Annotated in this window: 21 protein-coding genes and 1 pseudogene; 18 read left to right on the forward strand and 4 right to left on the reverse strand. The window is 42.5% G+C overall.

What is annotated here, in order from left to right:
* Nucleotides 1–3 precede the first annotated feature (3 nt).
* The 4 genes from NSS64_RS01560 (at nucleotide 4) to NSS64_RS01575 (ending at nucleotide 3,305) form a co-directional block, all read left to right on the forward strand.
* Nucleotides 4–711 (forward strand): PspA/IM30 family protein, encoded by a 708-nt coding sequence (locus tag NSS64_RS01560; protein WP_036700284.1) that lies wholly within the window; start codon nucleotides 4–6, stop codon nucleotides 709–711.
* Nucleotides 712–908: 197 nt separating this feature from the next.
* Nucleotides 909–1,556 carry a cell wall-active antibiotics response protein LiaF gene (liaF, locus tag NSS64_RS01565; RefSeq protein WP_076081998.1) on the forward strand — a complete coding sequence of 216 codons (648 nt, stop codon included), beginning with the start codon at nucleotides 909–911 and terminating at the stop codon, nucleotides 1,554–1,556.
* Between the two features lie 38 nt (nucleotides 1,557–1,594).
* Nucleotides 1,595–2,629, forward strand: coding sequence for a sensor histidine kinase (locus NSS64_RS01570; protein ID WP_340938120.1), 1,035 nt, complete (start codon nucleotides 1,595–1,597; stop codon nucleotides 2,627–2,629).
* A gap of 16 nt (nucleotides 2,630–2,645) precedes the next feature.
* Nucleotides 2,646–3,305: a response regulator gene (locus NSS64_RS01575; RefSeq protein ID WP_173140636.1), complete on the forward strand. Its 660-nt coding sequence runs from the start codon at nucleotides 2,646–2,648 to the stop codon at nucleotides 3,303–3,305.
* Nucleotides 3,306–3,400: 95 nt separating this feature from the next.
* Here NSS64_RS01575 and NSS64_RS01580 read toward each other — a convergent pair whose 3' ends face one another.
* Both NSS64_RS01580 and NSS64_RS01585 read right to left on the reverse strand, forming a co-directional pair.
* Nucleotides 3,401–4,054, reverse strand: coding sequence for a DUF2812 domain-containing protein (locus tag NSS64_RS01580; protein WP_341138990.1), 654 nt, complete (start codon nucleotides 4,052–4,054; stop codon nucleotides 3,401–3,403).
* Complete coding sequence (locus NSS64_RS01585) at nucleotides 4,051–4,380, reverse strand: PadR family transcriptional regulator (RefSeq protein WP_341138991.1); 330 nt, start codon at nucleotides 4,378–4,380, stop codon at nucleotides 4,051–4,053. The genes NSS64_RS01580 and NSS64_RS01585 overlap by 4 nt, the downstream gene beginning before the upstream one ends.
* A gap of 193 nt (nucleotides 4,381–4,573) precedes the next feature.
* Between NSS64_RS01585 and NSS64_RS01590 the strand changes: the two are divergent.
* From NSS64_RS01590 to NSS64_RS01615, 7 genes and pseudogenes are all read left to right on the forward strand, one after another.
* Nucleotides 4,574–5,894, forward strand: a pseudogene (locus NSS64_RS01590) (IS4 family transposase).
* A 249-nt stretch (nucleotides 5,895–6,143) separates the two neighbouring features.
* Nucleotides 6,144–6,401, forward strand: coding sequence for a Cys-every-fifth RiPP peptide CefA (locus NSS64_RS32700; protein ID WP_445667766.1), 258 nt, complete (start codon nucleotides 6,144–6,146; stop codon nucleotides 6,399–6,401).
* 231 nt (nucleotides 6,402–6,632) lie between these two features.
* Complete coding sequence (locus tag NSS64_RS01595) at nucleotides 6,633–7,958, forward strand: Cys-every-fifth radical SAM/SPASM peptide maturase CefB (protein ID WP_341138992.1); 1,326 nt, start codon at nucleotides 6,633–6,635, stop codon at nucleotides 7,956–7,958.
* 94 nt (nucleotides 7,959–8,052) lie between these two features.
* Complete coding sequence (locus NSS64_RS01600; protein ID WP_341138993.1) at nucleotides 8,053–9,711, forward strand: ABC transporter ATP-binding protein; 1,659 nt, start codon at nucleotides 8,053–8,055, stop codon at nucleotides 9,709–9,711.
* A gap of 97 nt (nucleotides 9,712–9,808) precedes the next feature.
* Nucleotides 9,809–10,636 carry a YwmB family TATA-box binding protein gene (locus NSS64_RS01605; protein ID WP_341138994.1) on the forward strand — a complete coding sequence of 276 codons (828 nt, stop codon included), beginning with the start codon at nucleotides 9,809–9,811 and terminating at the stop codon, nucleotides 10,634–10,636.
* A gap of 275 nt (nucleotides 10,637–10,911) precedes the next feature.
* The gene (zwf, locus tag NSS64_RS01610; protein ID WP_036731156.1) at nucleotides 10,912–12,462 is read left to right on the forward strand and encodes a glucose-6-phosphate dehydrogenase; all 1,551 of its coding nucleotides are present in this window, start codon (nucleotides 10,912–10,914) and stop codon (nucleotides 12,460–12,462) included.
* 333 nt (nucleotides 12,463–12,795) lie between these two features.
* Nucleotides 12,796–14,382 carry a peptide chain release factor 3 gene (locus NSS64_RS01615; protein WP_340938131.1) on the forward strand — a complete coding sequence of 529 codons (1,587 nt, stop codon included), beginning with the start codon at nucleotides 12,796–12,798 and terminating at the stop codon, nucleotides 14,380–14,382.
* A 122-nt stretch (nucleotides 14,383–14,504) separates the two neighbouring features.
* Here NSS64_RS01615 and NSS64_RS01620 read toward each other — a convergent pair whose 3' ends face one another.
* On the reverse strand, nucleotides 14,505–14,741 hold the full coding sequence (locus tag NSS64_RS01620) for a small acid-soluble spore protein SspI (RefSeq protein ID WP_036700271.1): 237 nt from the start codon (nucleotides 14,739–14,741) through the stop codon (nucleotides 14,505–14,507).
* 194 nt (nucleotides 14,742–14,935) lie between these two features.
* On the opposite strand from NSS64_RS01620, the gene NSS64_RS01625 reads away from it, so the two are divergent.
* Together NSS64_RS01625 and NSS64_RS01630 are read left to right on the forward strand one after the other, a co-directional pair.
* Nucleotides 14,936–15,595 (forward strand): potassium channel family protein, encoded by a 660-nt coding sequence (locus tag NSS64_RS01625; protein WP_340938132.1) that lies wholly within the window; start codon nucleotides 14,936–14,938, stop codon nucleotides 15,593–15,595.
* 31 nt (nucleotides 15,596–15,626) lie between these two features.
* A complete protein-coding gene (locus NSS64_RS01630; protein ID WP_341138995.1) occupies nucleotides 15,627–16,424 on the forward strand; it encodes a TrmH family RNA methyltransferase in 798 nt (265 codons plus the stop codon).
* A gap of 607 nt (nucleotides 16,425–17,031) precedes the next feature.
* Here the strand turns inward: NSS64_RS01630 and NSS64_RS01635 are convergent.
* Entirely contained in the window at nucleotides 17,032–17,634 is a 603-nt protein-coding gene (locus tag NSS64_RS01635; RefSeq protein WP_341138996.1) for a hypothetical protein, read from the reverse strand.
* A gap of 231 nt (nucleotides 17,635–17,865) precedes the next feature.
* On the opposite strand from NSS64_RS01635, the gene NSS64_RS01640 reads away from it, so the two are divergent.
* The 5 genes from NSS64_RS01640 (at nucleotide 17,866) to NSS64_RS01660 (ending at nucleotide 24,280) form a co-directional block, all read left to right on the forward strand.
* A complete protein-coding gene (locus tag NSS64_RS01640; protein ID WP_341138997.1) occupies nucleotides 17,866–18,723 on the forward strand; it encodes an SAVED domain-containing protein in 858 nt (285 codons plus the stop codon).
* Nucleotides 18,724–18,844: 121 nt separating this feature from the next.
* Complete coding sequence (locus NSS64_RS01645) at nucleotides 18,845–20,089, forward strand: nucleotide-binding domain-containing protein (protein WP_341138998.1); 1,245 nt, start codon at nucleotides 18,845–18,847, stop codon at nucleotides 20,087–20,089.
* 37 nt (nucleotides 20,090–20,126) lie between these two features.
* Nucleotides 20,127–20,918 carry a hypothetical protein gene (locus NSS64_RS01650; RefSeq protein WP_341138999.1) on the forward strand — a complete coding sequence of 264 codons (792 nt, stop codon included), beginning with the start codon at nucleotides 20,127–20,129 and terminating at the stop codon, nucleotides 20,916–20,918.
* Nucleotides 20,919–22,481: 1,563 nt separating this feature from the next.
* A complete protein-coding gene (locus NSS64_RS01655; protein WP_341139000.1) occupies nucleotides 22,482–23,486 on the forward strand; it encodes an ABC transporter ATP-binding protein in 1,005 nt (334 codons plus the stop codon).
* Nucleotides 23,483–24,280: an ABC transporter permease gene (locus NSS64_RS01660; RefSeq protein ID WP_341139001.1), complete on the forward strand. Its 798-nt coding sequence runs from the start codon at nucleotides 23,483–23,485 to the stop codon at nucleotides 24,278–24,280. The genes NSS64_RS01655 and NSS64_RS01660 overlap by 4 nt, the downstream gene beginning before the upstream one ends.
* Nucleotides 24,281–24,289 lie beyond the last annotated feature (9 nt).

Here is a 24,289-nt window from a genome sequence, read left to right on the forward strand (position 1 = left end):
ATTATGGGAGTATTCAAACGGATTAAAGATATGACTAAGGCGTCGGTAAATGATATGTTGGATAAGGTAGAGGACCCGATTGTGATGCTGAATCAGTATCTGCGCGATATGGAGGCTGAGATTCATGAGGCTGAAGTAACGGTAGCGAAGCAGATGGCTAATGAACGCCGTATGAAACAGCGTGTGGACGAAGCTGCCAAGGTAGCCGGACAACGCGGGGCACAGGCTGAGCTTGCGCTGAAGAACGGGCAGGAGGAAGTTACCCGTAAGCTGCTGGAAGAGAAGATCTACTTCGACCAGAAGTTTACCGAGTATGGCGAGCTTCACGCACAGGCTGAAGTACAGGCCAAGGAACTGGTGCAGCAGCTTCATGATATGAAGGATGAGTTCTACAAAATGCGCAACAAACGCAATGAACTGGTATCCCGCGCTCAGATGGCTAAGGCCAAGAAGCAAATGTCCCAGATCAGCAGCGTACATTCCATCGAAAGCGGAAGTGCCTCCCTTGGCTTCCACCGTATGGAAGAAAAGATCATGCAGCTTGAAGCGGAAGCAGATGTCATGCGCGCTCCGTATAGTCCTTCGGCAACCGCATATGCTAAGCCGGTAGATCCTGAGAAGGAACTGAAAGTAGAGGAGCAGCTTGCCGCACTCAAGAACAAGCTGAACTCAACTCCAGCAGCCCCTCCTTTGAATAAAAAAGAACAATAATCCCTGTTCCTAAAGAACAGCCGGATATGATATGCTGATCAAGGTAAAGCCATACGGTATGGATTCTCCATACCGGTATGGCTTTTGTAGCGGATGCAGTATGTGGAAGATGTAGCTTCGCGATACTTCAGCTAATGCTTATGAGGTCAGTTTTGCTTCAAATATAAGAATTGATATGCTGCGCAGGAGGTGCGGAAATGGATAAACGGAACCGTTTGATTGCCATCGGATTGATTGGTGTAGGCTGCTTGATGATATTTGGCAAATGGCTCGGCTTCTTCTCCATTGTCGCACTCCTGTTCCTGCTGCTGGGAATCTACCGGACGACGTCGGGCAGGGTCAAGCAAGGCTATAAGCTAATGGGAGTCGGAGCGGTACTGCTGCTGCTGGATCATTTGCTGCTGGTGCTTGGCATCTGCCTGCTTTCGCTGGGGATGTTCTTTGTCAAATCGAAAAGAATGCAGCGCAAGGCGGGGTTTGTGCAGAAGCAAAGCTTTTCTTCCCGATTCGACTGGGATCTCTCGCCTTGGGTGATGCGCAGCCTGAGCGCCTGGCATGTGCTGGGTGAGGTGGATGTGGATCTTTCCCTGGCCATGGCGGAAGAGCAGGAGACGATTATGCTGTATCAGGGGATTTTTGGTGATGTGGATATCCTGCTGTCTGAGGATTACGGGGTGGAGATTGAGGCATTCGTGCTGTTCGGCTCGATTGAGACCGGCAGTAACCGCGATACGGGGATGCTGAACCGGCTGAACTGGAAGTCACCTAACTATGACAGCTGCGAGCATAAAGTGAAGTTTAACATTTCTTATCTGATGGGGGATCTGGACATACGCTTCCCCTAAGAGTATGTTAGACCAAGAGAGAAGGGAGAGCTCCCGGCATGGACAAAAAAAGCAGTAACATGGTAACGCGCAGTATGGGTGAGGGAGCTCTGTTCTCTCTGTTCATGCTGCTCGTTATTGCATATATTATGTATACATATGGGCTACTACGGCCGTTCGAGGATTGGCGGATTGGCGTAAGGACAGGATTGACGCTGATTCTGCTGCCGCTAGCTTTCGGAATCGGGTACGGCTTCTATCAGGGCTTCCGCAGCAAGCGCAAGCTGGAATTACTGCGGGCCACCCTGGTCGCCTGGGAGAAAGGCAATCTCACCCCGGCCATGCCGGACCTCGGCAATGATGAGCTGGGGCGGCTCGGGGAACAGCTCGGGCGGATCAGCGGCAAATGGGAGAATCAGGTGAACACGCTGCAGCGGCTCTCCACCAATAATGCGAAGCTTGCCGAGCAGGCGCGGGTTACGGCAATTATCGAGGAGCGGCAGCGGCTGGCACGGGAGCTGCATGATGCGGTATCACAGCAGCTGTTCGCCATCTCCATGACGGCAACGGCAGTAGGCCGGACCCTGGAGAAGGACTTCGACAAGGCACAGCGGCAAATCGCGCTGATCGAGGAGATGTCAGCAGTAGCCCAGTCGGAGATGAGGGCACTGCTGCTGCATCTAAGACCTGTGTATCTGGAAGGCAAGGGGCTGGAGGAAGGTCTCCAGGAGCTGATTAAGGAACTGAAGATCAAGGTGCCGATTGATATTGTGTTCGAGATGGATCAGGGCGTACAGCTGCTGAAGGGCGTGGAGAATCATTTATTCCGTATTGTGCAGGAGGCGATCTCCAATACGCTGCGCCATGCCAAAGCGGAGAAGATGGAGATCCGCCTGCACCGCCGCGGCGACACCGTCCGGCTGACGCTGCGTGATGACGGAATCGGCTTCGAGATGGATGACAGCAAACAGACATCCTACGGGCTGTCGAATATGCAGGAGCGGATCACAGAGATCGGGGGCTCGATCCAGTTCATCACCGCCCCCGGCAAAGGAATGCGGATCGATATTACCGTACCGGTAGTCAATGAATAGGAGGGCAGTTGTAACCATGGAGATAGATGAAGCGGAAGCAATCAAGGTCCTGCTTGTAGACGATCATGAGATGGTCCGGATCGGACTTGCTGCGGTGCTTGGCACCGAGGATGGAATCGAGGTCGTAGGTGAAGCCGGAAGCGGCGAAGAGGGCATCCGTCTGGCCCAGGAGTATACACCGGATGTGGTGCTGATGGATCTGGTCATGGACGGCATGGACGGAATCGAGACGACTAGACAGCTGCTGAAGCTGTACCCGGATTGCAAGGTGATTGTGTTGACCAGTTATTTAGATGATGAGAAGATGTATCCGGTGATTGAAGCGGGAGCCTTCAGTTACCTGCTTAAGACCTCACGGGCCAGCGAAGTCGCTGATGCGATCCGGGCAGCCGCCAGAGGCCAGTCAGTGCTGGAGTCGCAGGTGGCTTCCAAGATGATGAACCGGTTCCGTTCCAATGCAAGAGGAGAGGCACCGGCTTACAAAGAGCTTACTGAACGCGAGATGGAAGTGCTGAAGCTGTTAGCCCAGGGCAAATCCAACCAGGATATTGCCGATCAATTAATTATTGGAATCAAGACGGTGAAATTCCATGTCACGAATGTTCTTGCCAAGCTGGGGGTTGAAGACCGGACCCAGGCGGCTATTTATGCATATAAGAATGGACTGGCGGAGTAAGCTAAGTAGGAGTTTACTTACTATAACAATAGGAATTTATTAACAGACCAGGTATGCTCAAGATACCGTGGTCTGTTTTTTTATTTATGATAAAGCTATTCGTATGTATGACTCTCATGCTTGATGTTTATTATTTTACGGGTGAAGGTAAACACAGTCCAGCAGAAAGGCACAAGTAGGAGAAAGATTAAAAATTTTAAAAAAATCCGCCAATCCGCAGTGCCGTTTTCATATAAATCTGCGATAAGGGAATAAAGTGAAGGATTGCTTACGAAAAAGGTGAGTGCAAGAAGAATTGAGGCAATAGCAAAGGCATTCCTTATTTTGGTGTAATACTGAATCGCTTCCGTTCGTTCAGTGAAAATATTTAAGGGAGTTCCGTCGTTCTTTTTTTCCAGAATCAATAGCTCGGAATTAATGTTTCCAGGCAAACCTGCAAATGAAGTAGCTCCTTTCCCATAGGGACGCCAACGCTTATTGCCTATCGCAAACTTCCCGATGTTCAAGCTCTGAGAAAAATGAGTTAAACCTAAGTCATCTAAATATTCTTTATATTGGTCCAACTGCTGAATAGACTGATCGGCTACAAACTGTATTCTGTAAACATACTCTCTCGGATGGCAGGTTTCAAAACTGTAAAAGCACCCTCGAACCTGAACCAGCCGCCAGCCATCAGCTACCATAGAATTAAGCCATTTTTCCTGACTTTCGAGAGCATTAATAAAGACTTTAAAGACACTTTTTTTCATGTTTCAGCCTCCTCAATAGTTTGAAGTCCTAACTGGTAGAGTGAATGAAGTCTTTTTAATTCTAACAATGCACTTTCCTTTCCAGCCTCTGTAATTATGTATTGTTTTTTGTTGTTTTGAATATTATTGGTGTGGATCTCGATCCAGCCTTTCCCTGTCAAAATGTTTAAAGCGCCATATAGTGTACCTGTGCCTAAGTTCACTCGATTATTCGTTAAGTTTTGAATAAATTTCATAATGGCATATCCGTGTCTAGGTTTATGGACAGCCATTAATATTAAATACGTTGCTTCAGTCAAGGCTCCACTGCTCAGACTTTCCCCCATTTCATCCTCTCCTATAATTTTATTCCGTTTGGCGACATATATAGATTGATTATATACCCTATAATTGATAAATCAAGATTATAAGTAAAAAAATTCAAAATAGGATTGCTTTAATTACATAACTCAACTTTCGCACCAAGAAAATCGACTTAAACCCTTGAGGGCGTAAGAAGAATTCGCTACATTTAGCCGAATTTATAAAAAACACCTTTGCTTGTTTGGTATTGGGAAGGCCTTACGGCACGCAGGCATTTCAAAGTCCTTTGGTCTTTCGAGCCTGGCGATTTTTCAAATCGTGTTCTCCTTGGTCTTCGAAGGAAAGAACTGGTTTCGTCTTCTGGAAAGTGACCGTGGAGCGGATCTTCTCGGCGAAGATGTCATATATCGTTTTTTAAATCAAGCCTCTTTTGCTCGACGGCGCTTTTTGCAGACCTTAAGTCTTCAAATTGTGCAGGGCTTCTAATCGCTTATTTCTTCTACGCGTGTGCGAGTATTAATTATCGACGATTCCGTGTTGAGCCGAAACCGGAGCAAAAAAGCAGAGCTCTTGGCACGAGTCTTTGACCATTCCACGGGTAAATTCATCAAAGGGTACAACATGCTAACACTCTGTTGGTCGGACGGTTTAACCTCGCTTCGCTTGACTTTGTCATGATGTCTTCAGCTAAACTGGCTAATCGCCTATGCGAAATGACTTCGAATCTTTCCAAACGCAGCAATGGATACAAACGGCGGATGGAGGCCTTTTCCCGGAAACCGGATGCGGTTGTGACCTTGCTGGATCAAGCGCTACGTGCAGGTTTCACCGCCGACTACGGTCCTTATGGATAGCTGGTTTACGCAAGCTCCACTGCTTCGCGAGCTTGCTGCCAAAGGTCTTTACGTGATTGGCATGGTGAAAGAAATGAAACAACGCTATCTGGTTCAAGGTATGCGAATGACGCTGTGCGAAGTGTTTCAAAGTCTTCCCCCATCGACTGTTAAGGACATTAAAGGCTCCGTCATCGTACACACAACCTGCGGTCTGCCCGTGAAGCTTGTGTTTGTCCGCAACCGGAATAAAAAACGGAAGTGGCTAGCGATTTTGAGTACAGATATCACGCTGGATGCAGCTGAAATCGTACGAATCTACGGCATGCGCTGGAGTATTGAGACCTTTTTCAAAGTTACCAAAAGTTATTTGAAACTGGGAACTGAATTTCAGGGTCGTTCCTTTCGATCAATTGATTAGCCATACCACGATTGTATTCAGCCGTTATTTGGCGATTGAATACGAACGGCGTCAATCGAGTGATGACCGGACACTGGGAGGACTCTTTTTTCTCTTTGCAGATGAAGTCCGCGATCTGGATTACCAGACCGCGCTTCAGCAACTCATGAATTTATTTCTTGAAATGTCAGAGGCCAAAACCAAGAAGAACAAAACAGCAGTTTTTTGTCAACTCCAGGATTGGATCTCTAGTTTACCCAGCTATATCAAGGTTTTGTTTGGAGATTTAGGCTGCGGAATTTGATTACATAATTATACTTTTTATCACATTAAAAAGTATTATATGGAATTATAATGTATTTAGTAGATGCAATTACATAAAAATAATAAATGATATTTGGAGTTCATTTCATATGTAAGAGGGTTCTATACCTTTATACATACATTCAAATTAAAAAGAGGTGAAATTCTTGAAAAGAAGCCCCCCGATATTTTGTGCATGAAGTTAGGAACTTAGCTAAAACGACTAAATAAAATGGAGGAGAATTAGATTATGGCAACATATTTAGGAAATGCTTATAGTCCAACTGGCACATCTCCGTGTGCGGGAAATGCATGTGGAACTAATAACATATGTGGTAGTGCAACTTGCCTTGGTAATGCTTGTGGGGTAGTTGGATGTGTAGTTGCAGGGTGCGCTGCAGTTGCTTGCGCAGGTAATGCTTGTTTGATACAGATGTGTCCGGTAGATGCCTGCCCGATAGATGCTTGTATTGTGGATTTGTTCTCAGCGCCTGGACAAGCTAGCTAATACTAAGGAGGTAATAAATTATGAAACATAATAAATACGCTGGAAACATATATGAGAGCGATATCAAGACTGCCGGATGCTTTATTGTTTGTTTTACTAACTTTTGTTGGTCAGACTCTGAAGACGGTTGTGCAGTTCAATGGTGTATTACTGAGAAATAATACTTAAAAATTAACATCCACCCTTGTCTGAAAAAACTGACAAGGGTGGATCAAATTGGAGGGAGATTTTATGAAATATTCCAAATTTAATGTCATCATTGAGGGAGAAGGATATGACGAATATATTCTTTTTAACACTCTGACAGGCCACTCTGTAATGATAGACTCCATAACAAAAAAAATGATTGAACAGAATAATATTTTTGATTTAGACCTAGATACACAAGAATTATTTCAAAACTTCAGCATTACTGTTAATGAAAATATAGATGAAAATAGGTATTTTTCATATTTCCATAATAAACAAAAATTTTCAGTTGGGACAGTTTCTTCTACTATTCTCCTTACTTGGGCGTGTAATTTAAAATGTACATATTGTTATGAGGGTGCAGGGCTTACCAGAAATGCTACCTTAAATGAAAAAACTGCAGATAATTTCATTAAATTTATTCAAAATGAAGCTGAAACTAAAAATGCAGATACAATCAGTATCAATTTATTTGGGGGAGAACCCTTGCTGAAAATTGATATGGGATTTTATATTTTAGAAAAACTAAATAATTATTGCATAGAAAAAAACAAGTCGCTTGTTACAAGCATCATTACAAATGGAACATTGATTACAGAAGAGATATTAACCAAGTTAGAATTTTATAACTGCAAAATGATACAAATTACATTAGATGGAACAAAAGATATTCATGATAATAGAAGAATGTACAAGAATGGTAAAGGCTCCTTTGATGAAGTGTTATCTGGAATAAAATTAGCAAGCGCAAGATCGCTAAAACCAGTTATTAGAATAAATGTTGACAAGACGAATCTTTACGAAACATATCAACTACTGGAGGTGTTGAGTAAAGAGGGGCTGTCTGAATGCCATATTGATTTTGGTATTGTAAGAGGGTCTACAGCGGCCTGTTCATCTTATTCGGGACATTGTTTTTCTGAAGAAGAACTGGGAGATACTTTGGAGCAGTTATGGGATGTTGCTGGATCACATGGTTTTCATATGAGCACTAAACCTTTTAGAAAGTGGATGTACTGTGGCTTATATGGCGATTCCTCTTATACAGTAGCTCCGAATGGTCAAGTCTATAAATGCTGGGAGCACGTGGGTGAAGAAGAGCATATGATTGGTCGCCTTGACGAAGAAGGGGCTTTATCAGACCTGAGATATGCCTTCTATGATTGGATGTCTAGAAACCCGTTAGAAACTGCTGACTGTAAGGAGTGTGTTTATTTACCAGCTTGCGGCGGAGGTTGCGGTGTAGTTAGCTTTAATGAACATGGAAGTTATCATGAGAGTGGTTGCTTCAAAACAAGAGGAGTACTTGAGAAGCAGGTAAAGCGCTTTTTTCAAAAGAAAACTAATGAAGTACCCGTAGAAACCTGAAATATTCTTGGTTAAACCGGAAAACAACAACATGCTTCATTTATTGAGTCCATGTTGTTGTTCCGGATCTTTATGAAGATAATAGGTGATAAGTATGAAGGTTTTTAATCTTTGCAAACCGTTTATTTTTGGTGAGAAAAAAAGAATGTTAGCTTACATCAGTTTCACACTCTTTTCAAGTATTATTGGCGTGGTTTTTCCTTTGTTTACTGGAAGCTTTATAGATGTATTAGTTAGTGGTAATGATGTAACTTATCTTTTTAAATATTGCATTATGCTAATTCTGTTGAGTAGTCTTAATGTAGTACTGGGATATACAATCAATATCTTATATGCAAAGCTTCAATCTACTGCTGGATATAATTTTAATACCTTTATTCTTAATCATGTAAAGAAGTTACCAGTAACATTTTTTAAAAATCAGAATACGGTTTATTTAAATCAAAGAATTAATAATGATGCTAATAATATTATAATTTTTTGTATAAATATTATCTCTAACCTAATTATCAACTTTATTATCATTGTTTTCACTTCTTATATTCTTGTTAAAAGCAACTATAAGATTGCGTTACTTTTAATGGTGCTTATTTCAATTTATGCTTTGACTTATAAATATCTGAGGAAACCTCTTTTTAGGAGGAGTATGGAGCACCGGGAAGCACAAAATCATTTTTTTGCTTCCTTAAACGAACAGCTTTTTAACGTTGGTTTTATTAAGTCACATTCCTCAAATCAGATATTTGAAAATAGATTGAATAATAGTTTTAAGACATTATTAACTAAAGTGCTGTCGTATCAGAAAATGTCATACATATTCACAGGATTTGACAATATAACTTCAACTATGGCACAGGTACTTATTTATATATTAGGAGGAATCGAAGTTTTTAAAGGAAATCTAACAATAGGTCTTTTTACTGTTCTTATAAATTATTTTAATATGCTTATGGGGGCTGCACGGTATTTTTTTAATCTGGGAAAAACCTATCAAGACAGTTTAGTCTCCCATGAGAGGATAGTTGAACTTCTCAATAAGGAAGAGCAACCAGATGGAAGTGAAATGGTTGATAACATAAACAATATAGAATTGAAAAATATTAACTTCAAATATGATGGGAACTATGTAGTTGAAAACTTGAGTTTAGAATTTCAGAAAGGATTTATTTATTGTATTACCGGAGAAAATGGATCAGGAAAAAGTACAATTATTAATTTGATACTGGGGCTTCACATTAACGAATATTCCGGAGATATATTTTACAATGGACAGAATATAAAGGAGATTAATTTAGTCCATTCAAGAATGAATAATATCGGTTTTACCGAACAAGAGCCTGTTCTGTTTGAGGACAGTATCTTAAATAATATAATTATGGGAAAACAAGCAGATTTGTTAAGAACTCCAATAGAGATACTTATTACATACTTTAATATGCTTGAATGTATAGAAAGACAACCTGATGGTCTTCATACAATTATAAATGATCAGTCTAATAATCTTTCAGGTGGAGAAAAACAAAAGTTGTCAATAATCAGGCAATTACTAAAGAATCCAGATGTATTGATTTTTGATGAACCCTCATCGGCCCTTGATCTCAGAAGTACAATTCTATTTATGGACTACTTGGATAAGTTAAAAAGTAATAAAATTATAATTATTGTTTCACATGATGATATTGTATTAAATGCAGCTGATAAGTTGATTAAAGTTAGTAATTCTACAAAAGCCTCTAAAAAACTAACAAGCTAATCTTCCTAATCTAACTTAGTTTTCTACGTATACCCTCTACTGTTTCTGGCTATCCTATGTAGTAGATTGCTAGAGTCAGTGAGAGGAAGATGAATAGATGAAGCAGAATGATCGGGGTTGCAGTCAAAATAAAGGGAAGCTGGCACTGCTGATGTTTTGTCTTTGTCTAACTTTGTTTATGCTGGCCGGATTCCGTAGTGGAGATAAACAGCTCACAGCCATAGTATCATCAGCTACTGATTCTGAATCTTCAGTTTTTGCCGGTCTGCCGGAGTCGTTGTCTCTGTTATCATCAGTTGGGCAAGAGGTAATAGTTCCAGGTACAACGTTACGTGTTGTCCTTAAATGGCAGGGACAATACAGCGGGGATAGCGATGAATCGGAAGAGAATGCCACCATGCTGGCAGAACAGCTTGGTCTCGGAAAGGTTGCCAGAAGTGATAAGGATGGGTATATGACGTATAGAGCCGCTGCTTCCCAAGGTGATTTCAGCAAGCTATCCATGCTCTGGACTAATCTGGAACAGGGTGGAAGTTATGTGTTTGTAACCTTCGAAACCCAGAATCCGCTGAAGGCAGAATGGTCTCAGGATGCGGCAGAGAAAACGGGTAAACTGATGATGGCGGCTGGAATCACGCCAGAATGGAACGCATCTTTACAGGGCACAGCCTCGTCGTTGGAATCACCTGGGGAGGCAATTACAGCAATTGAAGGTACTATTGAAGCAGAAAAGAGTGGATTGCATGCAGTAGAAAGTTATGAGGATGTGTCCACGATCAGCCGATCCTATGCGGTTCCAGGTATCAAACGGTTCGTGAACAGCGGTGACCATAAGATTGGCATGCAAATGGCTGTACATAAAAATGACAAGGATAACAGCAATAGGGTGACAATCGGACTCCCTCTTATTACTATAGAATATTAGGCTTTGAATTGTTGGATGTATGTTGTGACGTTATAATGGTGGTGTACTTCCTTGGCAAGAAAAGATGTGAGATGCTAGGAATATAAGCGTAATCCGGTGAAGGCATAAGAAAGAGTAATGGAAAAGTGCGAAATCCCGAGAAAAACTGTCAGGAATGTGATGGCATCCTCCGTGCAATTATGATAAAATGACATCACGCCTATAGTCGTATGTTGTTTCATACCAGGCGATGAGAATGAATGTCAACTATATTACATACAGAGAGATGAGGAGCCATGGCTGAAAATCAAACCCTTGATGCACTGCATACACCCGGTGCTGTATTCTTTATCTTCGGGGCAACCGGAGATCTGGCCCGGCGTAAGCTTTTTCCGGCGATTTACAGTTTGTACCGTGAAGGCAAGCTGACCCAAGATTTTGCGGTCATTGGCGTGGCTCGGCGTCCCCGCACCCAGGATGAATTCCGGGAAGATGTGAAGGAATCCATCCGCGAATTCTGCCGTTACCAGGCAGGTGATGCTGCGGAATGGAACGAGTTCGTACAGCATTTTGAATACAAGTCACTCGACATCAATAATATTGACGGCTTCCGTGAGCTGAATGAGCAGACGGAGCGGCTGGAGGAGAAGTTCCATATTCCGGGCAACCGCATGTTCTATCTGGCGCTTGCGCCTGAGCTGTTCGGCAGCGTATCCTTCAACCTCAAGGCAGGCGGGATGCTGCAGGCCAGAGGCTGGAACCGTCTGGTCATCGAGAAGCCGTTCGGCTACAATCTCGAATCCGCTGAGGAACTGAACGAACAGATCCGCCAAGTCTTCAAGGAAGAGGAGATCTACCGGATTGACCACTACCTGGGTAAGGAAATGGTTCAGAATATTGAAGTGATCCGGTTCGCCAATGCCTTCTTTGAGCCATTGTGGAACAACAAGCATATCGCCAACATTCAGATTACACTCGGCGAGACGGTGGGCGTGGAAGAACGCGGCGGGTATTACGATCATGCGGGGGCGCTGCGCGATATGGGCCAGAACCATATTTTGCAGCTGCTGACGATGATCGCTATGGAACCGCCTAGCCGTCTGCTGGCTGAAGATATCCGTGATGAGAAGGTGAAGGTTCTACGTTCGCTGCGTCCTTACGCGACCGCTGATGAAGTCCGCGAGAACGTAGTTCGCGGCCAATACACTCAAGGTCTCTACAAGGGCAAGACGCTTCCGGCTTACCGCCAGGAAGACAAAGTGGACCCGGAATCGAATACAGAGACGTATTTCGCAGCCCGTGTGTTCGTGGATAACTTCCGCTGGGCTGGAGTTCCTTTCTATATCCGTACCGGCAAACGCCTGCCTGTGAAGACCACCGAAGTGGTTGTAGAGTTCAAAGGAATGCCGACCAACGTCTACTTGGGCCAGAAGCACAAGCTCGAGCCGAACCTGCTCGTCATCCGTGTCAATCCGATGGAAGGCATCTACGTGAAGATCAATGCGAAGAAGCCGGGCTCGGAATCCGAGATTCAGCCGCTGGCCATGGATTTCTGCCAGAGCTGCATGATCGGCATCAACTCGCCGGAGGCGTATGAGCGTCTGTTGCATGATGCTGCACGCGGCGATTCCACCTACTTCACCCGCTGGGATGAAGTGTCCTCGGCCTGGTCCTTCGTGGACCGGATTGCCAAGGCGTGGAAGGAAGAGAGCAACGACTTGGCTTCCTATCCTGCGGGCTCCTGGGGTCCGGTTGAAGCCGACCAATTGCTTGCCGGAGAAGGCTTCCACTGGTGGCCGGTCAACGGCCAGGATGAAGACAATGTGGTCTGGCAGGTTAACCGCTAGTCCCTGAAGAAGAACTGTTACAGATCCTCCTGCATCTCGTTGCGGGGGGATCTTTTTGCTGAACGTGAATTTATATTACAAGATATTTCACTACAGGCGCTTTTTTGTAGATAATCTCTGCCGGATTTTGCTATACTGAGAAGGATGCTTTCAACATAAAGATTTCTAAGCCTAGCGCTATAGATGATCCTATACATGGTAAACGTTACGTTCAAGAAATAGACGTTGAATCTCTAAGGAAAGGATCTGAATCCATGAATAGCAGTCCGATTTGATCGATCCGGCAATAGAGGCAGAAGTAAGCATGAATTTATAGATGAAGGGATATGTGCAATGAATAAAGCAACGGACCATAAGCTTCAGAGTGAAGTCGACAAACGCAGAACCTTTGCGATTATTTCCCACCCGGATGCGGGTAAAACTACACTGACAGAGAAACTGCTGCTCTTCGGAGGTGCCATCCGTCTGGCAGGTACAGTCAAAGCCCGTAAGGCAAGCAAGCACGCCACCAGTGACTGGATGGAAATTGAGAAGCAGCGCGGAATCTCGGTTACGTCCTCTGTGATGCAGTTTGATTACCTGGACCACCGGGTGAACATTCTGGATACTCCGGGTCACCAGGATTTCAGTGAAGACACCTATCGTACGCTCACTGCGGCTGATAGCGCGGTGATGCTGATCGACGTAGCCAAGGGTGTGGAGACACAGACAATCAAGCTGTTCCAGGTCTGCGCGAAGCGCGGCATTCCGATCTTCACCTTCATTAATAAGCTGGACCGTGAAGGCCGCAGCCCGTTTGATCTGATGGAGGAGCTGGAGAATGTGCTGGGCATCCGCTCGGTGCCGATGAACTGGCCGATTGGGATGGGCCGTGAGCTGTGCGGCGTGTATGACCGGATGAAGAATCAGGTCGAGCTGTTCCAGGGCGATGACCATTCCGTAATTAAAGTACAGAAGGTGGAGAGCTACCGCGACCCGATTATCCGGGAGATGGCGGGGGAGTACCTGCATGATCAGCTATGCGCGGATCTGGAGCTGCTGGATGTAGCGGGCGATCCGTTTGACTATGAGAAGGTGCTGCGCGGGGAGATTACTCCGGTATTCTTCGGCAGTGCTATCAACAACTTCGGAGTGCAGACGTTCCTGGATAATTTCCTGGAGCTTGCGCCGAAGCCTGAACCACGCCGCAGTACAGCAGGTGCTGTAGAACCGACGAATGAGAAATTCACCGGCTATGTATTCAAAATCCAGGCGAACATGAATCCCGCACACCGTGACCGCATCGCCTTCCTGCGTATCGTGTCCGGCAAGTTCCAGCGTGGAATGAGTGTGAAGCATGTGCGTGCCGGCAAGGACATCAAGCTCTCCCAGCCGCAGCAGTTCCTTGCCCAGGACCGGGACATTGTGGAAGAGGCGTATCCGGGGGATATTATCGGTCTGTTCGACCCGGGCATCTTCCGGATTGGCGACACGCTCAGCCAGGCCGGAGATATTGAATTCGATGAGCTGCCGACCTTCTCGCCGGAGATTTTCTCCAAAGTCACCATTAAGAATGCGTTGAAGTCGAAGCAATTCCAGAAGGGGATTGACCAGCTGACCGAAGAGGGCATGATCCAGGTGTTCCGTACCGTCAACTTCGATGACATTCTGCTGGGTGTAGTCGGACAACTGCAGTTCGAGGTGTTCGAATACCGCATGAAGGGTGAGTATGGCGTGGATGTGCAGCTGCAGCGGATGAGCTACCAGTTCGCACGCTGGATCGTGGATGAGAACAAGCCGGATGCCAGCAAGTTCCGGATCAACTCCACTCTGGTTACCGACAAGAAGGGGAATTACGTAGTGCTGTTCGAGAACGAATACGCCATGCGGACCGCGATGGAGAAGAATCCGACCGCGAAGTTCCTGGAGACTGCGCCTTGAAGGGTGTAATAGAAGCAGGATGAGCAGTTAAGCATATGTACGACTAGGCTATAAAAAACCTCCGTCTCCACCTGTGCAGCAGCATGGTGGGGTGCGGAGGTTTTTGACGGGATGGGCCTCCTCTAGGAGGTGATGGACCCTGGGGTAAGCTTGTCCAGATGTCTGTGCAGCATAGAGAGAACCCGGTCCTGCTTCGCAGGGTCGAGGTCCTTCCAGATCATCTCAAAGACGACACCCAGTCCGGGAAGCGCGGCTTCCGGCCCGTCTACGGAATTCTCAATGACCTCCCGCAGACCTTCTTCGGACTGGCCGTGCACCTTGTGAATGATGGCCTGGCGCAAATCAAGGGTGACTGGCATAATCGGCCTCCTTAAAGTTTTGTGAGCATCTGCTTCCTGAATCAGCATCGCAAAACTGACTTCGAAAGCAGGGGCTTAGTCAGGTAAGCAGCCTTCTTATAAGGTGCCCTGCGGGAGCGCTGAACATTCAAGTTTATAACGGCTTATGCTATACTGTGTGAGATGTATTATACGTGCGGGAGGGACAAGGCTTAATGGCAAAAAAACAGTATGCCATCATCGGCATGGGCCGCTTCGGTTCAAGTGTGGCCAAGGCGCTCAGCGGGATGGGCTATGAGGTGCTGGCCATTGATGCAGATGAACAGCGCACCCAGGAAATCTCCAATATTGTGACCCATGCCGTATCTGCAGACTCCACGGATGAAGAGGCGCTGCGTGCACTTGGCATCCGTAACTTCGATGTGGTGGTAGTTGCCATCGGTGAGGATATTCAGGCCAGCATTCTGACAACGCTGATCTTGAAGGATCTGGGCGTACCTGCGATTATCGCCAAAGCCAAAAGCGAGCTGCACGGCAAGGTGCTGGGTAAAATCGGAGCAGATAAGGTGATCTACCCGGAGCGGGACATGGGGATGCGGGTGGCGCATCATCTCGCTTCTCCGAACATCCTCGATTACATCGAGCTGTCACCGGAGTACAGCATTCTGGACATGAAGGTCTCAGGACCGATGCTGGGCAAGAACCTGCAGGAGCTTGATATACGCGCCAAATATGGGTGCAATGTTATGGCGATCCGTAAGGGCGAGGAAATGAATATCTCCCCCAGAGCGGAGGACCGCCTGACCGAGGGTGATGTCCTTGTCATTGTCGGACGGAAGGATAATCTGACGAAGCTGGAAATGGCTTATCAATAGGAATCTGTAAGCAACAGAAAGGTAGGACCCTATGGAAATTATGTCGCCGCAGAACACGCGGGTGAAGGAATGGGCCGGACTGCAGGAGAAGAAGCACCGTGACCGGTCCGGCAAATATATCGTAGAAGGCATTCATCTAGTGCAGGAGGCGTTGCAAGCCGAAGCGGATGTGGAATGCCTAGCGTACGACCTCGATAAAGGGATGCCGTCTGAGCTGAAGCCGCTGCTTCAGGCCGTACAGGGTATGGAGGTCATCGGTGTGTCGGCGGCGGTGGTTGCCAAGTGCAGCAGCACAGGCACACCGCAGCCGGTGTTCGCCATTGTGCGGAAGGAGCAGAAGGGGATAGAGGCCATTCTGGCGAAGCCGGACAGCCTGGTTGTGGTACTGGACGGGGTCCAGGACCCCGGCAATGTAGGCACTATCATCCGCAGCGCGGATGCGGCGGGCGCGGACGGCGTCATCCTCGGCCAGGGCTGTGCCGACCTCTTTAACCCGAAGACCATCCGGTCCACGATGGGCTCGATGTTCCATCTCCCGGTAGTGGAGGGAGAGCTAAGTACCATTCTCCCGCAGGCGCGGGAGGGCGGGGCGCTGCTGGTTAGCACCTCGCTGACGGCGGAGGATTCCTGCTACACCCATGATTTTCACGGCAGCCAGTGGCTGCTGATCGGCAGCGAAGGCCAAGGCATCTCGCCAGAGACAGCCCGGCTAGTCGACAAAAGCATCCTGATCCCGATGGCTGGCCGCGCCGAATCACTGAACGCTGCAATGGCCGCGACGATATTGCTGTTTGAGGGGATGCGGCAGCGGGGGAATTACGTTAGGTAAGTGTTTTTCTGTGAGTAATGGCTATACTTGAGACTAATTCAATCGATAACTGAGACTTTTTTGCTGATATGTTTGAGATAAAAAAACCAGTAGTAACAGAATCTTTGCTAATACTGGTTTTTTTATTATATTGTAGGTATGCATTTGGAATTAGTGGGTAAAGATAAATTAGAAAATTAATTGGTTAATACGCTTATAATTGATTATTTCTGAAATGGGGTGTGCTTGTGGAATGGGAAAATCATGTATGGAACAATGACTACATGTTGTGTCCTAAACGCAAAGTGAATAATCGGAGAAGTCACTTTCACCCTCATATCATCGGGGGTTTTTTAGCGTAAATAATGGAAGACCAGATGAATAGGAAGCTTTATCTCAACGGCTTTTTTGCTACTTCCTCGAACTAGATAACGAAGTTCGCTATTATGTTCAGCCAATAGAAGTGCCTGTTTATGATGGGAAAGAAGAATGGATTCATGTTCCTGATATCTGGCGATTAAATGCTAAATCAAGTGAAACTTGAACCGGAGGCAACACTAGATGAGCATATGGAACTGTGCAATAGACAGTTCCAACAACTTCGCTTTCATTTATCGTTTTCTTGAACTCACCAACTATCTTTATTAGACAGGCTTCTGATATTCCTACCCAATAAATCGCTATTCAAATTTAAATATTTTGAAGCTGAATCAGCGTACTGAAGAAGTGCAAATTGAGCTTCAAGTGCATTTATAATTGACTCTAGAATATGCATATACATATAGTCTTCATCATTTTGTAGAGCCTGAATTATTTCACTCTCTTCCCAATTATCTATTTTCCTTGAATTAAGCCTAGTCAGTGGTTTAGCTCTAAATATATATTTTAGTCCTTGGGGAGTGAAAAAATAGGTTTCTAATTCTTCTTGTGAATGGCTATAAGGCCGAAGTACTTCAAAACCCTTAAGCTTAGAGGATAAATGAACGAAATAGCCCATTACTCCATTATAAAATGTGTCTTTTTCTTTGATACGTGTACTGATTTTTTGCAAGCCGTCAATTTCATTTAGTTTATCTAAATAAAACAATAATTCATATTCCCGTTCAGAATAATGTTCGGTTAAGAATCGTTTTAAAAATTGATTATCTTCATATACATTACGTATCCATACTTTTGCAAGTGTTTTTCGATTTGCCATTACATAATCAATGTTATCAAAGCCACTATTCAAGCAAATGCTAATTTCATAAGCGATATCTCTATGTTCATTTATAACTTCCTCTAATTTCTTTCTGTTAGCTGAAGTATTCTTATAATCATTTCGGCATTTTCTAAAAACGTTTGGATGAGTTTTTTTATTAATATTTATAATGATCAGTTCAACAGAAACATACCTGATCCAGAAGACTCTTTTAATTATTGGTACATAATTCTTTCTGTGATTGTAGGTGGAGCTCTCGTAGTGTTAGGTTTGAAATTTTATTTCAGTACTAAAAAACAAGAAAAATTAAAATCTATAGTGCTCATTCAGCATTCTTCTATTCAAGCGGTGAGCTATGCAATTATCGATAAGGATTTTTCTGGTTTCAATTTGGAAACCTATTCTATCAATCAGATAGAAGAAATGAAAACTATCGACAGTGGGAATATTCTGCATGCTCTTAGAGAGCAAGAGAAGGCAGCCGAACGTGTCAGTTCACGAATAGATGGCAGTTCTGATATAGAGGTGGCCTATCTGGGACTTGCCCATATTCCTTTGACGGTACTATTGGGATTTAGATTATCAGATAAGTTGAATGCTTCTTTTTTTGAATGGAACCAAAATGAATTTAAATGGGATAGTATTAAGTCTAAGCCAACCTTACAGTATCCACCATTATTTTTAGATAAAAATGAAATGGCACAGAATACTCAAATAACAAAAGAAATTGTAATTAAAGTGGGAATTACCTATCCTATTCCCGATGGAGATATCTATGAACTTCAACTACAAGACCTAAACTCCTACTACCTGCATTTAAACCCACCTCATAGAAATGCGATCATAAGTTCAGAACAGCTTAAAGCATACAAAAAGGAATTTCGAGATCTCTTAGATCAAGTTAATCAGCAGTATCCTCATTTGCAAACAATTCACTTATTTATTGCAGGTCAACCGTCATTGACATATACATTGGGCAGTGCGATTAGCTCCCGAATGGATGCCGAGATATGGATATACAATCATATTCGAATCGAGAATCCTAAATACAAATGGAGAATTAGATTGCCTCGAAAAGAAAAACCTATTGAATTAACAATCCATGAATGGAGGAATTAAATTTGTTTGATTTAAATAGTAAATTTAAAACTTTTTATCAAAAGGAAGTTGTTCTTCCAAAGAACGAGAAACAATTATTATTCAACAAAAAAATATTAATGTACAGAGGTTGAAGGATGGTTTGGAAGAATATAATGAGGAAAAGGGGACTGATTATAAATTAGCAGAGACTCCTATTGTACAAGGAAGTGTTGCGATGTCTACGGTTGTGCAAAATGAGAATAACGATTATGACATAGATGTAGCCATCGTCTTTGATAATCTTCCTGATGGAACGACTGCGGCTAAAAATATGATTGTTAATGCACTTAAGAAGAAGTGCTCTCAATTTAATGTAGAACCCGAAGCTAAAACTAATTGTGTTCGGATAGTTTATGCAGAGAATTACCATATCGATTTTGCAATTTATCGTCGAGTCGTTGATGAAGATGGAAATTACAAATACGAGCATTGCGGTAGCGAATGGAGACAAAGGGATCCACGAGCAATTACAAAATGGTTTCTTGATCAGAACAAGGAGAAAGAATACAAACTTAGAGAAATTGTTCGACTAATGAAAATGTTCTCAAAATCCAGGAGTGCTTGGGTCAATATGCCTGGTGGACTCATTCAAAGTGTAATAGCTGATGAAAAGTTTCAGCTTTATGAACGGGCTGATGAAAGGTTCTATCATACGATGACGGAAATTAGAGATAGATTGGCAAACCACAAAGAAGTTTTTAATCCTACTGATCCTGAAAATAGCCTAAAACTTGTGAGTGGTGACAGTGTTAAAATGGAAAATCTCTATAATAGGCTTAAAGATAAGCTAGGAAAGCTGGATATTTTATTTGATTCAGATTGTACTTACAATCAAGCTGTTGAAGCCTGGGAAGGCTTCTTTAATCATTCCTATTGGACTGACTTAAAACAAGAAGAACGAGCACAGATGGCCAAATCTTATTCTCAATTGTCTGAATCTCAAATCTACTATGATTACCGAGAGACAGAGGAATATATAGACACTATGTTTCCCGTGAATAGGAAATATGAGGTTACTCTTGATAGCAAAGTTAAAAAAGGTGATAGTGTGGTGGGGTGGCTAAACGAAATGAAGAGACAACATAAGCCACTTCTTCCAGGGCATACTCTACACTTTGAGGCAAAAACGAGTGTTCCTGCCCCCTACCAAGTATATTGGAAAGTGAAAAATCGAGGGTCGGTAGCGCTTGAAGAAGACTGTATTCGAGGAGAGATAGTGCGAACAAATAAACTGATTCATATCGAACCTACTTCTTTTAGGGGAGACCATTATGTAGAGTGTTATATTATAAAAAGTGGAGAGTGTGTAGCGAAGGCGAGAATTGATGTTCCAATTAGAATTTAGTACACTTCTTACTCTTATACTGAAAAGAGATGAGTAAATGGGATTTGTTCGAATTATTAAAAATCTTCTTTCTTTAAATATTCCAACAGAACATAGTTTAAAAGAAGGAATGGTACCCTTAGAAGATGCAAAATGCCCATATTGTAATAGTAATTTTGAAAAACCATTATCCCGTAAAAAAACTTGTCCCGTGTGTCAACATGACATTTTTGTACGCACTCTTCCTTTTAAAAATGATAAAGAGAGGATACGTGTGGCAGTTACTGAACAACAAGCAGAGAACATTGATATTGCATGGGCAAAAGTAAATGGAACTTATGATGATATGCAGAAGGGAATTCAAAAGTACGAAAGTAAGAAAAAATCCTTAAACAAATTATGGGGAATTGAACCAAGTGGAAGTGATATTGAGTGGCATTTGCTATTAGATGAATTAATCGAACATGCTAAAAATAATCAGTGGGGGCTTTATCGCAATACTATACTTCGAATGGCGGAACATCTTTATAAGCTAAAGGAGTTTGATCAATCTCTTAGGAAATATTTAAATGTTCTATATCTCGATGTAAATGGACCGAGTAATGCCACATGGTTTAATGGAAAGCCGAATCTTAATGAGAGAGCGTTTAATCCGCTGGAACCCATTGCGTTTATAGCCCCAGGTATTATAAAACGTATTGTTCTTTTGAAGGACAAGCGTGTTTGTATAGATAATGAAGAATTAAAGATATTGTTCTTAGAAGAGTCTTCGCAAGTATATGCAGCATTAAAAACACCTATAACACCTGAGAAAGCTTTGCAGACGTTAGTAGAAAAAGATGTGTTTTAAATGATTTCTTTAGTACCAACTTGCATTTCTTCATTCTTCATATTTGCTGTTTACGAATTATCTCAATTGTAATACTTACAAATACGATTTATCTCATCTATAGTTTTTTATTGTCTCAAGCATATATTGAAAAAAGCAGCCTTTGGTTGCTTTTAAGTCTCAACTATAGCCGTTACTCACATTTTTAAAAATAAACTCATCCGAAGAAAATAAATGTCGTCCTCTCCCATCTTCCAAACCAACCCCGGGCAAATGCGGCAAGTGCTACAAGAGGGGACAATTGCGGCCCGAATAGCCCACAATCCTCGTCATATCAAGAGAAATCCAAGGGAAGAGCACGAGGGAAGGCCAGAATACGCAACTATCCCCTAAGGCTCTTCCCAATTTTTTCTTTGATTTTTTTGATGTTCACTCTATTTTTTAGGAATTTCCCAATCTATTCCCTCTACCATCATGACTTTATTTTCATTTCCCAGTCCTTTCTCAATAGTCTTTAGCAGGCGTTTTTCCTATCGTGAAACGAATTTATTTGTTTTGGTTTTTTTGGGAAAGGGAGAAAACGGCGAAAGCCAGGCGGGGCAAGGGGGGGGGGGAATGAGACGACTTTATTTTCGGTGTATAGGGCGAGGCTTGGGAAGTAGACACAGTTTGAGGGAGATGGAATTCTTCATTTATAACAGTTTGTCACGGATTTATAATAAATTCCGAAAAAACGAAATTAGTCCTGATAGTCAAGAACCTTTTGATTAACAGGATTTTTTTGTTGCTTAGGTGCACATAGGCACGCATTATCTAGTTGGTTAAAGTCCAACCAAGAGAAGAACCTCTAAGAAGCTTGCGCATGGCGAAATTTGTGTGTAAAAGCGCATCGACAAAATAACAGTCAGAGACCAGACGAGCAACAACCTAGGCCACAACATCAAGTGTATTCTGTCGCGTTGTCAGAAGAGTTCTACAAAGGGGAAAAGACGAAGCCGAGTCTCGGAATGATGGACGAAGGCTATGGAAACACTGTAAGGAACAGCGTGGTAAAAAGATGATAGGATTCGGGTTATCATTAGGGTGACCCTTCTACCCGAAGGAGTTGGTTGGAATCCAGTACTTACTAGTAATAATTACATAAAACTCCGTACAGGTTTTTGTAAGTATAATCACTTGTTAAGTACTATTTTTAAATCTAACCAGTCTTGTAGTAATAATACTACTCATAAAATGTAATTTGGAAGTAGTATTACTTCGAACAAACTTGCCCCAACTTATTAATTTACCATTTTATTGGTTTAATAAGAAAATTTTTGGATTAAACCTTTTGCTCTCTTAATATTACTTTTACTTTATACCCTACCATTATTATTCATTACATTAACTATAAAAATTATAATTGATTTCCGAAAAATTGGGACTTAAACCGAAAAATAGATACTGTACAACTCGTTTAGAGAGTTATAAAGTTAAATAAAGGAATTTAAATTAAGATGAAAGTTATTTAACAATATTAATAATGATACGTATTAGCTGCATTATTCTTTATAATCTTATAAATATAAAAAAATGGAGGTTGGAGTGATATTGATTTCTCTCGAGAAAATATCTAAGATTTACAGGCAACCGATAAAAGAAAAAGGTGTTGCGGGGGCAATGAAGCATTTGTTCTCACCAAAGTATGTAGATAAAATCGCTGTAAACAATATAAGCTTGTCTATAAGAGAAGGAGAATCTGTTGCATTCTTAGGTTCAAATGGAGCGGGTAAATCAACAGTAATAAAAATGATGACAGGTGTTTTAGTTCCAACAGGCGGAGATATTCTAATTAATAAGCTGATTCCGCATCTGAATCGAATTCAATATACGAAGTCTATTGGTGCAGTTTTTGGCCAGAGAACTCAAATGTGGTGGGATATACCTATCCTTGAATCATTCAGAATGCTAAAGGAAATCTATGAAATTCCAGATTTAATATATGCAGATAATATGAGCACATTTGAAGATATATTGGAACTCGGAGAATTTATTCATTTATCGGCGAGAAGCTTATCTTTAGGCCAGAGAATGAGGGCAGACTTAGCGGCAGCTTTTTTACATAATCCAAAAATTGTTTTTCTCGACGAGCCGACTATTGGCCTGGATATTGAAGTGAAACAAAGAGTTCGGTATTTTATCAAAAAGCTAAACCAGGAAAAGGAAACGACAGTTATATTAACAACGCATGATTTGGATGACATTGATGATATTTGCAAAAGACTTCTCGTCATTGATCGAGGTAACATTATTCATGATGGTGAATTGCAGCAAGCAAAGGATACCTTTGCAAGGAAACGCGTTATTCATATAAAGCTTAAAGATTCCGTTGATATCAACGTTATTTCGAAAGAATTATCCCATTTCGATCCAGGCTGCATAGATGAAAGACAAATTTCTTTAACTTTCGACCGATTTGAACATACTGCGGGAAGCATTGTAAATATGGTGATGAATTTTTCAGCGGTTGTAGATTTTTCCATCGAAGAACCTGGAATTAATCAAGTAGTCAGAAATATAAACGACCGATCTCAAGAGAAAATAATATGAAATATAATAAATACATAGCAATTATGAGGTCTTCAATTCAGGATTCAATAGCGTATAGGACAGCTTTTTTTAGTAATTTGTTTTTCAGTGTGGTGAAAATGGTATGCCTTTTTTATATATGGAAGGCAATTTTTGCAAGTAATGAAGTAGTAAATGGATTTGGGTGGGAAAATTTAAAGCAATATCTATTAATATCTTATATATGTAATAACTTGCTATCGCTTAAAACCGATTATGAAATTTCAAAAAAAATTATGGTAGGCAGTGTCATTATGGATCTGCTTAGGCCTATTAATTTTCAGAAAGCGAATTTTGCTCAAACTGTTGGTGCAAGCATTTTTGAAGGTACTTTCAGTACTGTTTTTGTCGGAACACTTCTCAAATTGACTTTTGATATATCATTACCTAATCATCCACAAACATGGATCATGACTGCAATTAGCATACTTTGCTCCTTATGGGTTCGATACACACTTATTTTTTTGTTCAGTCTATTGTGTTTTTGGACTACAAGCATAAATGGAATTGTGGCATTTCGTACTGCGCTTATCAATCTTTTTTCTGGTGCGCTAATACCCTTGAATTTTTTTCCTGATTGGTTCAAGACGGTCGCGCTATTTTCTCCATTTCAATCCCTACTGCATACACCCGCTTCAATTTTCTTGCAGAAGGTCGATATCTATACTGCTTTTACACTGATAGGAGTGCAAATATTATGGTTTGGGGTAATGTGGTTACTTGGCTCCTTATTTTGGAGAAAAGCAATGAAAAAATTAACAGTATATGGAGGTTAGCCGATAATC

Source organism: Paenibacillus sp. FSL H8-0122, from assembly GCF_038005345.1.
GTDB lineage: Bacteria > Bacillota > Bacilli > Paenibacillales > Paenibacillaceae > Paenibacillus_AQ.